Here is a 16,560-nt window from a genome sequence, read left to right on the forward strand (position 1 = left end):
GATCCGGTAGTTCAGCTGGTTAGAATGCCGCCCTGTCACGGCGGAGGTCGCGGGTTCGAGTCCCGTCCGGATCGCAAGATCTTTAACCCTTTCAATCATTTGAAAGGGTTTTTTTATGTGAATTTACATTAAAAAGGAATCGGACGCTCGGCTATTATTTACAGTGCATACTATCTTCCTGTCCTTAAAATCCTAAGAAACAATATACTCCACAATAGCTTCACAGTGTATTTTTGTCGTATCAAAAACAGGGATGGTAAAATCATCCTGACTGATCAGCAGAGGAATTTCCGTACACCCCAGGATAATACACTCTGCACCATGGCTGACAAGGTCTTCTACAATTGAAATATAGCTGGCTTTTGTTTCCGGATTAATGAATCCCACCCCCAGTTCATCTTTTACCGTCTGCTGGATATAATCTCTTGTTTCCTGCTTTTCAGGGATCAGTACTTCAAGTCCGTATTCTTCAAGTTTATTTTTATAAAAATCCATTTCCATCGTAAACTTTGTTCCGATTAAGCCAGCCCTTGTAAAACCGGCCTTCTGTATAGCCTTTGCGGTTTCCGTACCTATGTGGATAATGGGTAGTTTTATGATGTTCTGAAGCTCGTCTGCAAAGAGGTGAGCAGTATTGGCGCACAGGACAATGCTATCTGCACCACAGTTTTTAAGATTTGTACACGCATTTAGTAATAAATTAAAAGAATTGGCCCAGCTTTTGGCCTGAATGTCTCCAAAATTTAAAGAATAGATCATGCATTCGGCAGCGTTCAGTCCACCCAGTCTTGCATTCACCCCTTCATTGATGAATTTATAATAATCTAATGTGGAAACCCAGCTTACTCCACCTACCAATCCTATTTTTTTCATGAATTTAATGATTTACTCTTAAAGGCAAATCTAGATAAAAGTTTCCTATGTTTCCCTTGCATCTTGGAATATGGATCACTTTAATGATTGTATCAGCTGAAACTTTTAAGCCTTCCTTTATTTAGACTACTCCTAAAAGTGTTAACTTCTTGGGATTGCCTTTACTTTGTAATCAATGTCTTATATTTTTATAAGGTAGTATTATTAGCATAATTTTGGAAATTATTTTTATTCTATAGTGATTTTTTGTGTTTAATACTGATATTTTTGCTACATTTATTGAATAATTAACAATGATGAAAGATAAACTATTTAATAAAAAAGTCTGTGTATTAGTATTAAGCGGAATTGGTACTATGGGATATGCTCAGGAAAATGTAAAAGAAAACAATATAGATGAAGTTGTGGTTACTACGGGTAGAACTAAGCCCAGAACTATCATTACCTCGGCAAGTCCTATTGATAATATTTCGGCAGTACAGCTAAAATCCACAGGGCAGATTACTTTTGATAAAGCTTTGACATATGCTGTGCCATCTTTTAATTCATCACAGCAGACCGTTTCTGATGCAACGGCTCACTTTGATCCGGCAGATCTAAGAGGATTAGGCCCTTCCAGAACATTAGTTTTGGTTAATGGTAAAAGAAAAAATCAAAGTGCTTTAATTTATGTAAATGATACACCAGGAAAAGGTGAAGTAGGTACAGATCTGAAAAGCATTCCGTCAGCAGCCTTACAAAACGTAGAGGTATTGAGAGATGGAGCATCTGCACAATACGGCTCCGATGCTATTGCAGGAGTTATTAATATTATTCTTAAGAACAGCGTTGGAAAAAGCACGGTCAATCTTTTTTCAGGCATTACCTCAGAAGGAGACGGCTTTAATATCGGAGCAGATTTTAATACGGGAATCAGAGTTGCAAAAAGCGGAAGTCTGAATCTTACATTAGGATTTTCTTCCCAAGATAAAACTAATCGTGCCGGGTCTGTTACAAAAGATGATCTTTTTGGTGTAGATAATGCCTGGACACAAGCTAATCCTGGTTTAGGAATGATTGTAGGGCAACCTAAGACGAAAGTTGCCAATATGTTTGTAAATTTTGAATTGCCAACAGGTGAAAATGGTAAATTTTATGCTTTTGGTGGTACAACTTACAGGAATGGGACTAGTTATGGTTTGTACAGAACACCTTATTGGGTAACTTCAGATTTTGGTTTATTGACTCCAAAAGGAGAGCCTTACAATGGGTTTCAGCCGGAATTTAAAACAGATGTTTATGATTATAATTTAACCTCCGGGTGGAAAGGCATGTTTGGAAAATGGAGTTTTGATGGCAGTGCAACTTTTGGCTCTAATGAAGTACATTATGTTGTAGGGAATACCATTAATACATCTTTAGGCGGAAATTCACCGACCAGTTTTAAAGCAGGTGGACATCAGTTTAGTAATATTATAGGTAATTTAGATATTAGCCGAAATTTTGGGACGCTTGTTTTGGGAGCTGGTATTGAAGCGCGCAATGAAAATTATCAGGCTATAGCAGGAGAAGAAGCATCTTATATAGGAAGTGGGGCAGAATCATTTCCCGGATTACAACCTCAAAATGAAATCAATAAAAATCGTCAAAATATTGGAGCTTATATGAATGCTGAATGGGATATTACGAAAAACTTCTTATTTGGAGGAACTGTGAGGTATGAAAATTTCAGTGATTTTGGGAATAATGTTTCGTGGAAAGGAAATGCAAGGTATAAATTACTGGATGATAAATTGGTTTTCCGTGGATCTGTTTCTACAGGATTTCGTGCACCTTCATTGCACCAAATTTATTATTCGAATGTTCAAACCAAAATTACAGGAAATGCTGTAGCCAATCAAGGTACTTTTAATAATGACTCTCAAATTGTAAGATCCGATCTTGGTGTACCCAAATTAAATGCTGAAAAAGCTTTTAACATTACCGGAGGATTGGCTGTAAAACCTTTTAAAAACCTGACCATTACAGCAGATTATTATAGAATAAGAATTAAAGACCGCGTGCTTTTTTCAGGAGATATTGGTTATAAAACTGGAGCTCCCGGAACTCCGGATATGACAAATCCTGTTGAAGTAATACTAGATAATAACAATATAACCTCTTTGAAGTTTTTCACCAATGCTGTAAATACAGTTACTAATGGGGTAGATTTTGTAGCTAATTATTATACTTCTGGTTTAGGGAAAGGAAGATTAGGAATTATAGCCGCGTTCAATTATAACGAAACTAAAATAATAGACAATATTGTTGTTCCGTCTATTTTGGCTGAAAATGGCTATTCAGAAAACTTTTTTGATAGAAAGGAACAATCCAGAATTACCTCTGCAAGACCAAAAACAAAAACCATCCTTAGTCTTTCGTATGATATTTCAAAGTTTAATTTTAACCTTAATAATACTTATTTTGGTTCTGTTGCATGGCAGCACGCAACTGATCCTGCTAAAGATCAGACATTTTCCGGTAAGGTAGTTACAGATGTAGTTTTAACATATAAAATCACGAAAGACCTTAAAGTTTCCGGAGTCGTAAATAATTTATTTAATATTTATCCGGATGTTATAGATAGCAAAGGAGATGTAGTAACAGATCTTGGCGGAAGATTTAAATATCCTTGGGAGGTTAACCAGTTTGGATTTAATGGAACAACTTTTCAGCTAAATGTTAATTATGCTTTTTAATGTATAAATAAAGGAGTTCGTATTTGCATTGTCATGTTTAACAAAGCTGAAGTGTCTCAATCCTGAGATCAATAGATGGGAGAAAAATGAAAAAATAAAGCTCTTCCGGAGAGAATTTGAAATACCGGGGCCTTTATGCCAGTGAACTGACAATTAATGAAATGGGAGAGAAACTGATCGGTACGTAAAATTTCACCGGAAAAAAACTCAAAGAAATTGAAGTAAATAATATCGCTGAGGCCCTGGGTTACGCTGAAACTAATAAACTGCTTTAAACCAATATACTTTAATACCGTTTTTTTACGGTATTTTTTATAATGTCTTTTGGGATTCAAATTAAGGTCTGATATTTGCAATGGGTAACCCAACTAAATGACCTGTTTTATTTATGAAAAACATATCTGTAAAAAAATCATTTTTATATGTCCTGTTTTGCGCCGCAATGCTGGTTTCTTGTAAGAAAGAAATTGAAAAAATAAGCGATACTTTTAAAGATACGGTTTCTTCTTCAGAAACTTCTGCCGTAGAAAAAGATTCCATCAAGAAGGATTCTGTTGTGAAAAAAGAATCTGTACCGCCGGCAATGCAGGAAAACGGTTTTTATAATGCCCTTGTTCTTCCCAAAGATAAAAAGCTGAGAGATTCCATCTACGCAGAATTCAGCAAAAAATATAATGAGAAAGAGCGTTACGCAATTCTGGCATTAAACAGACTTGATTCTAAAAACAAATGGAATGCCGATACATTGGTAGTTCCTGCAAAAATAGACACGACACTTATGGAATATTCACCTTTTCCAATGCAGCTTGATATACTGAGCGGGGTGAAAAAATTCGTGATCTTTTCCTATCCTATACAGGCTTACGGGGTTTACTCCAACGGCAGCCTGGTCAAGTGGGGGCCAACAAGTATGGGAAAAAAAGCCGCCCAGACAACACGCGGACTTACTTTTGCCAACTGGAAAAAGAAGCTTTCAATTTCAACGGTAAGCAGCGAGTGGAAGCTTCCTTATAATTTTAATATCCATAATGTCGGAGGTATTGGATGGCATCAGTATGATCTTCCTGGTTACCCGGCATCACATTCATGCTTACGTCTGTTGATGAAAGATGCACAGTGGCTGTATTCTTATGCAGATACCTGGATTCTGAATCCCGGAGGTGCCACGACCAAAGCAAAAGGAACACCTGTGATGGTATTCGGGGATTACAAATGGGGAGGCAGAAAACCATGGAGAAAGCTTTTGGATGATCCTAATGCGAATAATATTTCCGTGGAAGAAATGACTAAGCTGTTGGAGCCTCATATTGATAAAATGATCAAGGAACAGGACAACAGGGATAAAGTATCCGATTCCATTAAAGCGGCTAAAGCCATGGCAGTCCCAGCCGAGGAAAAACCTGCAGAAGTTCCGGCTAACTGATCTTCTTTTCAAACTGTGAGGTAGATTCTTCAGCAAACCTTCTAAGCTTAAGCATTTCTTCTTTGCCCTTATGCTGTCCGAATCTGGCAGCTGCATAGGTAAGAAAAATACAGAACAACATAACAAATGAAGCGCTCAGGGCCCACGGGAACTCAGCGCTTTTTATCTGGTTTTCCACGTAATACATTGTAAAGAAAGTCATCCACAGAATAGAAAAGAAAAAATACAGGAACATAAAGAAAGTCCACACAGCAGAGCTGGGGCCGAATACTCCCCGTATGGCAGTTTCGCCATCTTCAATTTCTATCCGTAAAGACAGCCTTGGTTTCCAGTAATTGTCATATTCCGTTTCCACGCAGATCGTGGCTACCTCCTTATTGATATTTCCGGAAAATTCATCCTTGTGGTCGGCAAGATATTTTTTCAGGTTTTCCGCATATTCTTCTTTGGTAAGATGCGTAAACATCTTGAATCTCGGACGGGTTCTTATTTTATCTATTGTGCTTTCTTCGGTTTTCATATTTTAATCTTGATAGGGTATAGGGTCTTCTAACACAAAACTAAATGTCATTTCCTTATTCTTTCTCTGGATCACCATTGTGATATTTTTTCCTTCATCAGATTTCATAAGCTCCATAATCTTTTCCATAGTCATATCGGAAGTCCGGCTGCCGTTGATGGTGATGACTCGGTCATCTTTTTTCAGTCCTGCTATAAATGCCGGAGAATCTTTTCTTACTCCTGCAACAGAAAAAATAGGTTTCAATGTAAATTTATACTGAAAATTATTGACCACGGCAATCTCACTGCTTGCTTCCGATATTTTTTTAGGTTCTATTTTTACCCGGTCTTCCTGCCATTCCAATCCGTCCTGCTTAAAATCCAGCCCGCTCATATTGAAATGAAAAGGTTCATCAAAATTCCTGTTTTTTCTCAGATATAATTTCTCACCTTTATAATCGAAAGCGACAGAAAATCTACGCATTATTTCACTCCCGACAGATCCTTTTCTATCATTTACCAGATTAACATGCTGGATAGAATACTCATCAGGCATTGCTGTGAGCGGTTTTTCAAATTTAAAATTTCCCAGGTAGAAATTATGGATACGGCTTCTTTTACCATAAATATCTCCGTTGAAGCCACGGCCCAGGTAATCTTCAATGTTGGGTCTGTTGTACACAAAATCTTTAATAAGGGTAGGGAATAGCCAGATAGCATCACTGTTACCGAGATCTATCAGCAGTTTTGAGCTTTTCTTTTCCCTTGTCATTTCTACATCAGCATTAATGTAGGGTTTGTCTTTTTCCACACTCATCGGAAATTCATCAAACTTTCGGACTTTCTTCTGGAATGCATCCGTATCCTGATAGACCGTTATTTTTTTGGACGTATAATCTATCAAAATAGGATTATTCTTAAAAAAATGATACCCGATTACTCCGTTAACAGGAATTCCTATATGAGGTGAAATATTGAATTCTTCATCGATGACGATATACAGAAGCATGGAAGAATTGATGATGTTATCACCTATCTTTGCTATATTACGGTCAGATTTAAGGCCGTCTATACTTACATTTCCTCCAAGCCCTGAAAATTTGATCTTTTCGATATTCTGCAGCCTAACCTCTTTATTATCCAGGCTGAAAAGAATGGTTTCCGCAACCCCGGTATCAACCATAAAGGTAAGCTCTGCACCATTAACATTGATGGGAATGAAGATAAGGTTATTGATAAGTTTAAAAGGAATTACAGCTTTTTTAACGTTAACCAGTTCAAAAGTATTCTGCGCACCTATAAAAATGCTGAAGAATAAGGTCAGTAAAAAAAGCAGAATTTTCATTTACTGAATTTACTGAAATTATCCTTACTATCTATAAAAAAACATTCCAAAAACAGGAATGTTTGTATAAACTGCAATGAAGCAGAAGTATTGATTGAAATTATTTTAAATAGGCAGATGTTATTTTGAGAAAAAATCCATCAGATCCATGTAGTTTTTCTGATTCACACCGTGTCCGCTCATATACTCTCTGAATGTGAAATAACAGCTCAAGTCATAAAGAAGGTCTGCTGCTTTTCTTCCCCATTCCATTGGGATAACGGCATCATCTGTTCCGTGTGATACAAAGAAACGGAGTCTTTCCAGCTTCTTTTTGTCTTTTACAATACCGTCCAGAAGCTTTTCCTCGGGATAGCTGCTTAGGCACGCCACATAATTGAACAAATCGGGATGCTTTAAAGCTAAGGCATAACAAAGTATTCCACCCTGGCTGAAGCCGCACAGATGTACCTTACCATCAACAAGTCCGTAATGATTCACAATTTTCAGGATGTTTTCAAGTATGGCATCTAAGGATTCCTTGGCCTGGGAAACATCAATGAAGTTTTCAGGATTGTTAAAATCAATATCAAACCAGGAGTATCCCTCAAACTGGGTGTCTCTGGGTGCTCTAAAGCTTACAATAAGCCAGTCGGCGGGAAGAGTTTCCCTGAAGCTGAAAAGATCCTGCTCATTGCTACCATAGCCATGAAGCATGAAAAGGACCGTGGTATTTGAGGTGATATGTTCAGGTTCTCTTACTATATAATCTAAATTCATACAGCAAATATAATTAATAAATCATATTGTAAATTCAAAACACAGGCCTGGTTTTTACCCTTAATAATTTCGGGAAGTACAGGCTGAAATGCAGGCGGCTACTGTAATTGTTCTTTTTTATTGATTTGATATTATTTAGAAAACTTTATTGGAAATTTTTCATAAAAGTTATTTTTATATTAATAAAAAACTTATATTTGAAACATTAAAAATCTATTTGGAGAAATGAAGCAATTTTACAAATCAAAAAGTTTACTTAGACTTTCTTTTTTATTCGTTTTATTATTTTCGGTAATTACTGTAGTGAATTCTTGTAAAAAGGACAACGACGACGAAGAATTCGCAGATCATGTTGTTCAGTTTGAGGTGAAAACAACTACCGGAGGAGTTATCAGAGCTATCGTAACACAGGTAGGAACATCTAAAACTGATATTTTCGATCCTGTAGGAACTGTTTGGACGAGTGGTGAATTTTTTGTGAATTCCAGCCAGGCGCAGTTAAACCTTGATGCCAAAGCCGACCTTCCGGATGCAGATTCAGAATTGGTAATTAATCTTTGGATAGACGGCGAGATCGTAAGAACCGATAAGAAAAAAGGAGCAGGGCCTATGGTAGCTTCTATTGATTACAGCTTCTTAGAATTATAAAAATATTTACTTATTATATAAAAACCGCTATTGAAGCGGTTTTTTTATTTACTGTTCTCAATCATATTTTGTTGGATGGCCCGGTTAATGAGTTCTGTAGAATTTTTTACCTGGAACTTCTGTAGTAAATTTTTTCGGTGGGTGTCTACAGTAAGCGGGCTCAGAAAAAGCTCATCAGCAATGATCATGCTGGTTTTCCCTTCTGCCACCATCTGCAGGATCTGTTTTTCCCTTTTCGTCAGTCTGGGTACCTGTAAATCGTTTTGAGAAGGTTTGCTGATAATTTGCTTAGTCTCATTACAGAAAACAATATTTCCGGAATAGGCTCCCTGAATGCATAATACCAGTTCATCTATAGAAGTGTTTTTAAGAATATAACCGCTGGCACCGTTTTGTATAGACTGCATGATAATGCTTCTCTCAGAACGGTTACTGAACATGATTACTGAAGTATCCGGTGATATTTTTTTAATTTCCCTGCAAAGCTCTGTACCGTTGGCATCAGGTAAGGTAATATCCAAAAGGATAATATCCACTTTATGGTTTATAATAAAATCAATAATCTCCGATCCCGAAGTAAAGCTTTCGGAAACAGTGAATCCAAGCTGGCTGTTGAGCATCATTTTTAACCCTTCTATAACAATGGGGTGGTCGTCTACGATCACAATATTTATTTTTTTATTCTCCATACGTGCTAAGTTCAATATTAATGGTTGTACCCTGGCTGTCGGAACTTATCTCCATTTTACCTTTCAGATAATTCACCCTGTTTTTTAAGTTTCGCAGTCCCATACTTTTCGTCGTCTGTTCAATTTTTTTATCAAACCCCTTTCCGTTGTCTTCAATGGTAATCATAAAGCGTTCGCCGGACTGTGAGCACTGGAGCAGAATACTGCTGGCCTCAGCATGTTTTAGGGCGTTCGCCAATAACTCCTGTGCGATTCTGTAGATATTAAGCTGAATATTTAAAGGCAGATTTTTTTTAATATTAATGGCCTGAAAATCAATATCAAGATTTTTCCCCGAATAAAATTCACAAAGATCATTTAAAGCTGTTTCCAAACCGAAATTAAGGAGGGATTCAGGCATTAAATTTCTTGCTATGTGACGAAGTTCACCTACAGATTGGTCTAATTGTCCCAAAATGTTGTAAAACTCTTTATCTTTTTCAGGATGTAAATGATGAGAAGACCATGTGGAAAAATTAATTTTAACTCCGGCAAGCATTCCGCCCAAACCATCGTGGAGGTCTCTCGCAATACGCTCTCTTTCCCTTTCTTCACCATCAAGAATAGCTTTGGTAAGAGAGAGTTCTTCCTTTTGTTTAATGTCGTTTATTTTTTGTTCAGAGATTTTTTTATTTTTTCTGAACAGGATAAAAAGGAAAATCAAAAGGCTTAAAGCCAGTAACAAGATAAGGCTCAGTCCCCACAAATAGGAGTTTTTCTTATTCATTTCCAAATCTTTCTGATTCTTTTCAGCATTTAAGGTCGCTATTTTTCTTTCTTTTTCAGCTGCATTGAATTTTGCTTCAATTTTATTGATCTCAAGCCTTACATTTTCGCTGCTCAGGCTGTCATTCAGTTTAGAATATCTCTGTTCCCATACCAAAGCTTCTCTGTCATTTCCCATTTCTTCATTCAGGGCAGAAAGTTGTTTGTAGATGGTTTTTCTGTTATTAAGATCAAGGGCGAGGGATTTTTCAGCTAAAATATCTTCCAGAACATTTTTGGCTTCTTCATACCTTTTCAGCTTCTTTAAAATGTCATATTTGTTAAAATAAAACATTTGTGCCTGAAGATTCTGGTTGAATTTTTTGGTGTAATAAAGTCCTTTTTCAATAATGGGTAGTGCCTCTGCATTTTGCTGTTTCGTAATAAAGTAAAGCGTTTTACCGTAATAATAAAATGAGTTGGCCGAAGATTCAGGATAAGGAGTAATTAATTTTTCAGCTTTATCCAGGAACTTTTTGGCTTCATTTCCTTTGGCCTGATAGCAGAAATTGCTGGCGGAATTCAGGTAGGTGTAAAACAGTTCAGCGGAACCTGAGTAGTTTTTTTCAAGAATTTCTAAAGCCTTATCATTGTAGTTCCCTGCCTTTTCAAACTGGGCATTATACGTAAGGATGATCGCAAGCTGAGTATATGCAAATCCCAAGTTTCTGCTGTCTCCATATTTTTTAATCAATGGAATGCATTTTTCAACGATGGTTTTTACTAAAAAAGGGTAGCCTTCCTTATCTTTTTGTGTGACTCCATAGCTGTACCAGGCTAAAGACTGGTAGAAATCAGATTCCCTGGTTTTTAATTTTGATAATGACTTAATAGCCTGCTGATAAGAACGGGCTGCCTTTTCCTTATCCCGGTCAAGGTTGTATTGCCCTTCATAATAATCATATTTTGCTGCAAGAAAAGCATCATTTTTAATGAATGTTTTCCCGTTTGCCAGGTACGTTTTGCTTAAAAGAGAATCGCTGTTTCTGTAATAATTTGCTAAAAGAAAAAATGCTGTTGCTTTTGAAGTTTCTGCGGCGGCTGTCTTTGTGATATTCTGTAGGCTGTCTAAATAAGATTTCTCATTAAGAGGAATAACCTGTGCCTGTAAAATAAAAGACAATAGCAGGCTTAATAGAATAATTAATCTCTTCATTGGATTCTGGATCTGTATAATTTTTTTAAAAATGCTCAATTTAATTAAAAATTTTAGCAAATAAAATACCTGATTCTAGGTAGAAAAAATTACACATTTTTCAGGATTGATAAAGTTTGGCAACTCTAATAGCTTTGCAGGTATCAAATCACTTATCATAGAATATTAAATAAATAATTAAAAATTTAAACAAAAGATTATGAAAAGAATGAAAATGAACCAGCTGCTTAAAGGCGCGTTTGTAGTATTGCTGACAACCATGTTTATTGGGTTTGCAACATCTTGTAGCAGCGATGATGACGATGCCAACGGTCCGGCAAAAAGCAGCCATAAAGTTGTTTTTAAAGCTATAGCTTCTTCTGGAAGTAATATTGATGTAGCGGTTTATGGAATTGACGGCAATCCAACCACAGCCTCAAGTCTTAGTGGAACAACATGGGCAAGTCCGGAGGTAACATCAGAAGCAGGAGCTTATAATGCCAATGTGGCTGTAAATGCAATCGGAGCAGATGCTTCTTCTACGTTGAAGGTTCAGATCTGGGTAGACGGCGAACTGAAAAAAGAAGGAGCTTCCAGCGGACAGTATTTATCGGCTTCTGCAAGTTATGTATTCTAAAACTAAATAACTTTCATGAATAAAACCGGCGCTGAGATTAATCTCAGCGCCGGTCTTTTTATTTATAGGGTAGTCAATTAAATAACCTTTACAATAAAATAGCTTTTTTTACCTTTTTGAAGCAGTAAGAATTTACCGTCAATAAGGTCGCTTTCATTGGCGGTATAAGTATCGTTTACCTTGTCTTTGTTTACAGAAACTGCATTCCCTTTGATTTCTCTTTGAGCCTCACTTTTAGATTTCAGGAATCCTGATTTTTCAGAAAGAAGATCAATTATACTTACTCCCAGAACATCAGCCTTTGGAAGCTCTTTCTGCGGAACACCGTCAAAAACCTCAAGAAAAGTTTCTTCATCCAGACTTACCAGATCTTCAGCTGTAGAGCGTCCGAACAGAATTTCTGAAGCTTTAACCGCTTTTTCATACTCATCTCTGCCATGTACCCATACCGTTACTTCCTCAGCCAGCCTCTTTTGAAGTTTTCTTTCATGAGGAGCCGTTTTGTGCTCTTCAATTAAAGCTTCAATTTCTTCCTTTCCGATGAATGTGTAGAATTTGATGAATCTTTCAGCATCTTCATCCGTAGCATTCAGCCAGAATTGGTAGAATTTATACGGGGATGTTTTCTTTTTGTCCAGCCAGTAATTTTCTCCGCTTTCAGACTTACCGAATTTAGACCCATCAGCTTTAGTAATTAAAGGAACTGTTAATGCAAATGCTTCACCCTGGGCCTTTCTGCGGATCAGTTCAGTACCTGTTGTGATATTTCCCCACTGGTCAGAACCTCCCATCTGAAGCTTCACATTATTATTTTGGTAAAGATGAAGGAAGTCGTATCCCTGAATAAGCTGGTATGTAAATTCCGTAAAGCTCATCCCGTCTGCTCCGCCATCTCCTGAAAATCTTTTCTTTACAGAGTCTTTCGCCATCATATAATTAACGGTGATGTTCTTTCCTACATTTTTAGCAAAATCAAGGAAGGAAATATTTTTCATCCAGTCGTAGTTATTGACTAATTCTGCTTTATTGGGACCATTTCCGTCAAAATCCAAAAATCTTGAAAGCTGGTTCTTTAAACAGTCTACATAATGAAGCAGAGTGGCTTCATCCAGCAGGTTTCTTTCTGCAGATTTTCCAGACGGATCTCCGATCATACCTGTAGCACCACCTACCAAAGCAATCGGTTTGTGTCCGTGCTGCTGGAAATGCGCTAAAATTTTGATCTGGATAAGACTTCCGATATGCAAAGAATCAGCGGTCGGGTCGAAACCAATATATGCAGTAGTTACCTCTTTATTCAGTTGTTCATCGGTTCCTGGCATCATATCGGCAAAAAGACCACGCCATTTCAGTTCTTCTATAAAGGAATTCATCTATAATTTTCTTTAAAATTTTACGATGCAAAGATAGTAAATTCAGGAGTATAGAGAATAGATGTCAGCAGGTAAAAAAATCAAAGGATAAAAAGGCCTCTATGCACCTTTGTTCTTTCACTTAAAAAAATTATATTTGTTAATAATGAACGAAGAACAGCTATTTCTGCTTATTCAAAAGGCTAAAGAAAAGGACCAGAAGGCCCAGACCAAACTCATCAATATTTTTTGGGTGGATGTTTTCTCTTTTGTGATGAAGAAAGTAAAAGATGAAAATGATGCAGATGAGATTACGGTGAATGTTTTTTCCAAAGTGCTGTCGAAACTGGATATGTACGACCCGCATTTTCAGTTTAAAACCTGGGTATTAACGATTGCCCAAAATACGGTCATTGATTTCTGGAGGAAAAGGAGCCGCGAAAATCAGGATCCCACCGAAAACCTTGATGAGGTTAAAAATCAGTTTGCAAAATCTCCGGAAGAGCTGATGATTTCCAATGAAGAGCAGAAAAAGATCATCAAGACCATCGAATCGCTGGATGCCAATTACCAGGACATCATTAAGCTGCGTTTTTTTGAAGAAAAAAGCATCAAGGAAATAGCAGAAGAGCTCGGAATTTCTGTTGCCAATACCAAAGTAAGGGTGATGCGCGCCAAAAAAGTCCTTGCTGAGCTGCTGAAAAATAATGAATTTAATGATAATTAGTCATTCCGACTATCAGAATAACCGAAGTCTTCAAAGTTCATCTTAATGATCTTAAAGGCTTATTTAAACTTTAATAGTTCAAAATTTTCACAGATAGACTTCCTCTTTTGTTTTAGGAAGAATAATTTTCCTTGGCTCTTTCTGATTCCTGTTCTGCAGGTCTATTTTCAATCCTTTTTTAATATAGGTTTCCTGCTTGGATTTGCCATACTCAGCAGTATTTTCAACTTCTTTGTTATAATTGAGCTGTCCGGTAGAAAGATTAAAATCCACCTCTGTCCAATAATCTCCGGGCCTGCCATACGTCGAAGAATGGCCTATCAGTTCAAAACGACCGTTCTGAAACCGGTATTTGTCAGTATAGCCCCATTTCCAGCTGCTTCCGCCTGCCTGGGTAATATTCAGGATTCCTTTTTCTATAGTTGTTTCCTGGTAGGGATCGCCCATCATTCCTCCACCGGCACTTTCAAGAATGGCATTTCTTGATTTGCTCAGGATCATCCATGTTCCGCCACTTCTTTTCTGAATCTGGATCTCACGGATTTTACCTAATTCACCTTCATCAGCGGTAGTATAAATAACCACTCTTTCAGGAATTTTATCACCATCCAAATCGCCTTCCACAGTGTCAATGATCTCCGAACCTGCCGGTTGAAACTCTTTCTGGGCAAAGCAAAATATACTGATAATAACAGATAGGGTAAAAAAGATCTTCTTCATAATTTAATTTTGGTGGTTTAAAATTACTAAATTATATGTTTCATCAATGTTGGTCTTTGATTGTTTCGATAAAAAAATCACTAACTTTGAAGCTCAATTTGAGAAATAAATGGAGAATTTAGTTCAAGATACTACTGTTCAAAAACCAAAGTGGATCCGCGTAAAACTTCCTACCGGAAAGAATTACAGGGAGCTTAGGACTTTGGTCGACAAATATAAATTAAATACCATATGCCAGAGCGGAAGCTGTCCGAATATGGGAGAATGCTGGGGTGAAGGAACGGCAACGTTCATGATCTTAGGAAATATCTGTACCAGAAGCTGCGGATTCTGTGGGGTAAAAACAGGAAAACCGCTTGATGTTAATTGGGATGAGCCCGAAAAAGTGGCACGTTCTATCAAATTAATGAAGATCAAGCATGCTGTTCTTACATCTGTAGACCGTGACGATTTGAAAGACATGGGTTCCATCCTTTGGGCTGAGACGGTGAATGCCGTAAGAAGAATTTCTCCGGGAACAACTATGGAAACTCTTATTCCGGACTTTCAGGGGCTTACCAAACATATTGACAGGCTGGTAGAAGTCGCTCCGGAAGTGATCTCCCACAATATGGAAACCGTAAAACGCCTGACAAGAGAAGTTAGAATCCAGGCTAAATACGAAAGAAGCTTGGAAGTTTTGAGATACTTAAAAGAAGCTGGCCAGAGAAGAACCAAAACAGGGGTAATGCTTGGTTTGGGAGAAACTAAAGATGAGGTTTTCCAGACCATTGAGGATATCAGAAATGCCAACGTAGATGTAATTACACTTGGTCAGTATCTTCAGCCAACAAAAAAACATCTGCCGGTAAAAAAATTCATTACACCGGAAGAGTTTGATGAATTGGGCGATTTTGCAAGAAGCTTAGGCTTCAGACACGTAGAAAGCTCACCGTTGGTAAGAAGCTCTTACCATGCTGAAAAACATATTCATTAAAAACATAACCGCTTCACTTGAAGCGGTTTTTATTTTGGGCACTTAAGCTATTTTAAGTAACAAGCTGGGTGATAAGAACAGCTCTTAAGTTAAATAAGATAATTTTCGTTCTGACAAAATCTGTCGGATCAAAATTCCCCTCCTGTGGGGGGTGGCAAAAATTCAAAGAATTTTTGACGGGGTGGTTCATAAAAACCAGGAATAAGTCAGTTTCGCACTTCAATATTCTTCAAATGCTTTTTTCTGAATTCTGAAGGCGTTTCACCCGTATGCTGCTTGAACAGTTTATTAAAATACGACAGACTCTCAAAACCTACCTGAAAGCAAACTTCGGTCACAGAATAATCCTTAAGCAGAAATATTTTAGCCTGATTGATCCTGTAGTTATTAACAAAATCCGTAAACGTCATATTCGTCTGCTTCTTAAAATAACGGCAGAAAGCAGGAGTGCTGAGACTTACTATCTTTGCAATTTCGTTGACATTAGGTTTTTTATCATAATTTCCGTGGATGTAATCGTAGATGGTTCCCATTCTGATCTTGTCATTCAGGAACCATTTTATCCTGGTATCTTCCTTATTCAGTTCTTTTACTTCATCTGAGTGGGCAAGGATTTGCAGAATTTCAATCAGTCCTATCAGAGAATCAAAAGAGTTTTTATCCTTCATCTCATGAAGCTTTTTTACAATGTTTTTTTTAGTTTCTCCCGAAAACGAGAGTCCTAAATAAGACTTTTCCAGGAGCTTTTTGATGTTTTCAAACTCGGGGACGGGAACAACAATATCCTGAAGAAAATTCTCTCGCATCTGAAGCACCAGCTGCCTGCAGTCCGTTTGAATACCGTAATCAAAATTAAGATGAGGCACATTGGATCCTATCAGAAGCAGATCGCTTTCTGTAAAGACAGAAATATCCCGTCCTACATGGCGGATTCCGTTGATGGCTTCTACATAAACAAGCTCTATTTCCGGGTGGTGGTGCCAGAAGAAACAGTTCTTTAAAGAGGGTGAGAAAAGCTTAAAAGACTTCCCGTTTTCAAACTCTATGATTTCTTTCTGGATTTTCATGCTGTTCTGATTTGATTGATTCTGATTTTAAAATTACATAAAAAGGTTAATATGGAGCAAATTTTTATCATTTCAGGAGAAGTGAAAACCGATATTTCTCGCGAATTTTGCACTTTCAAAGTAAAGATGGCAAGCTGTTTTTATTTTTCAGAAAAATCATTTTAAAATTAATTCGAAAAAGAAGTTT

15 protein-coding genes and 1 tRNA gene are annotated in these 16,560 nt (G+C 37.2%); 7 read left to right on the forward strand and 9 right to left on the reverse strand.

Annotation, left to right across the window (positions count from 1 at the left end):
• Positions 1-74: transfer RNA gene (locus AC4IFE_RS09940), tRNA-Asp, on the forward strand.
• Positions 75-192: 118 nt separating this feature from the next.
• On the opposite strand, the gene AC4IFE_RS09945 is transcribed toward AC4IFE_RS09940, so the two are convergent.
• A complete protein-coding gene (locus AC4IFE_RS09945; protein ID WP_490756734.1) occupies positions 193-873 on the reverse strand; it encodes an aspartate/glutamate racemase family protein in 681 nt (226 codons plus the stop codon).
• A gap of 296 nt (positions 874-1,169) precedes the next feature.
• Here AC4IFE_RS09945 and AC4IFE_RS09950 point away from each other — a divergent pair, with 296 nt between their 5' ends.
• Positions 1,170-3,590: a TonB-dependent receptor plug domain-containing protein gene (locus tag AC4IFE_RS09950; RefSeq protein WP_490756736.1), complete on the forward strand. Its 2,421-nt coding sequence runs from the start codon at positions 1,170-1,172 to the stop codon at positions 3,588-3,590.
• Positions 3,591-3,978: 388 nt separating this feature from the next.
• Positions 3,979-5,013 (forward strand): L,D-transpeptidase, encoded by a 1,035-nt coding sequence (locus AC4IFE_RS09955; RefSeq protein WP_490756737.1) that lies wholly within the window; start codon positions 3,979-3,981, stop codon positions 5,011-5,013.
• Here the strand turns inward: AC4IFE_RS09955 and AC4IFE_RS09960 are convergent.
• From AC4IFE_RS09960 to AC4IFE_RS09970, 3 genes are all read right to left on the reverse strand, one after another.
• Positions 5,006-5,533, reverse strand: a complete 528-nt coding sequence (locus tag AC4IFE_RS09960; protein ID WP_490756739.1) for a hypothetical protein — start codon at positions 5,531-5,533, stop codon at positions 5,006-5,008. The two genes, AC4IFE_RS09955 and AC4IFE_RS09960, sit on opposite strands and share 8 nt — an antisense overlap.
• A 3-nt stretch (positions 5,534-5,536) precedes the next feature.
• A complete protein-coding gene (locus AC4IFE_RS09965; RefSeq protein ID WP_490756741.1) occupies positions 5,537-6,859 on the reverse strand; it encodes a PDZ domain-containing protein in 1,323 nt (440 codons plus the stop codon).
• Between the two features lie 120 nt (positions 6,860-6,979).
• Complete coding sequence (locus AC4IFE_RS09970) at positions 6,980-7,618, reverse strand: alpha/beta hydrolase (RefSeq protein ID WP_490756743.1); 639 nt, start codon at positions 7,616-7,618, stop codon at positions 6,980-6,982.
• Positions 7,619-7,921: 303 nt separating this feature from the next.
• Between AC4IFE_RS09970 and AC4IFE_RS09975 the strand changes: the two genes are divergently transcribed.
• Positions 7,922-8,266 (forward strand): hypothetical protein, encoded by a 345-nt coding sequence (locus tag AC4IFE_RS09975; protein ID WP_490756744.1) that lies wholly within the window; start codon positions 7,922-7,924, stop codon positions 8,264-8,266.
• Between the two features lie 44 nt (positions 8,267-8,310).
• On the opposite strand, the gene AC4IFE_RS09980 is transcribed toward AC4IFE_RS09975, so the two are convergent.
• Positions 8,311-8,955 carry a response regulator transcription factor gene (locus AC4IFE_RS09980; RefSeq protein ID WP_490756746.1) on the reverse strand — a complete coding sequence of 215 codons (645 nt, stop codon included), beginning with the start codon at positions 8,953-8,955 and terminating at the stop codon, positions 8,311-8,313.
• A complete protein-coding gene (locus tag AC4IFE_RS09985; protein ID WP_490756748.1) occupies positions 8,945-10,915 on the reverse strand; it encodes a sensor histidine kinase in 1,971 nt (656 codons plus the stop codon). Before AC4IFE_RS09985 ends, AC4IFE_RS09980 begins: the two co-directional genes overlap by 11 nt.
• Positions 10,916-11,114: 199 nt before the next feature.
• On the opposite strand from AC4IFE_RS09985, the gene AC4IFE_RS09990 reads away from it, so the two are divergent.
• Complete coding sequence (locus AC4IFE_RS09990; RefSeq protein ID WP_490756749.1) at positions 11,115-11,531, forward strand: hypothetical protein; 417 nt, start codon at positions 11,115-11,117, stop codon at positions 11,529-11,531.
• A 77-nt stretch (positions 11,532-11,608) separates the two neighbouring features.
• On the opposite strand, the gene tyrS is transcribed toward AC4IFE_RS09990, so the two are convergent.
• Entirely contained in the window at positions 11,609-12,904 is a 1,296-nt protein-coding gene (gene tyrS / locus AC4IFE_RS09995; protein WP_490756750.1) for a tyrosine--tRNA ligase, read from the reverse strand.
• 145 nt (positions 12,905-13,049) lie between these two features.
• On the opposite strand from tyrS, the gene AC4IFE_RS10000 reads away from it, so the two are divergent.
• Positions 13,050-13,610: an RNA polymerase sigma factor gene (locus AC4IFE_RS10000; protein WP_490756752.1), complete on the forward strand. Its 561-nt coding sequence runs from the start codon at positions 13,050-13,052 to the stop codon at positions 13,608-13,610.
• An 87-nt stretch (positions 13,611-13,697) separates the two neighbouring features.
• Here the strand turns inward: AC4IFE_RS10000 and AC4IFE_RS10005 are convergent, their stop codons facing one another.
• Complete coding sequence (locus AC4IFE_RS10005) at positions 13,698-14,330, reverse strand: hypothetical protein (RefSeq protein WP_490756753.1); 633 nt, start codon at positions 14,328-14,330, stop codon at positions 13,698-13,700.
• Positions 14,331-14,439: 109 nt separating this feature from the next.
• Between AC4IFE_RS10005 and lipA the strand changes: the two genes are divergently transcribed.
• Positions 14,440-15,306, forward strand: coding sequence for a lipoyl synthase (gene lipA / locus AC4IFE_RS10010; protein WP_490756754.1), 867 nt, complete (start codon positions 14,440-14,442; stop codon positions 15,304-15,306).
• 206 nt (positions 15,307-15,512) lie between these two features.
• Here the strand turns inward: lipA and AC4IFE_RS10015 are convergent, their stop codons facing one another.
• Positions 15,513-16,373 carry an AraC family transcriptional regulator gene (locus AC4IFE_RS10015; RefSeq protein ID WP_490756755.1) on the reverse strand — a complete coding sequence of 287 codons (861 nt, stop codon included), beginning with the start codon at positions 16,371-16,373 and terminating at the stop codon, positions 15,513-15,515.
• Between the last annotated feature and the right edge of the window lie 187 nt (positions 16,374-16,560).

The sequence above is a fragment of the Chryseobacterium sp. UF-81 genome (assembly GCF_058245105.1).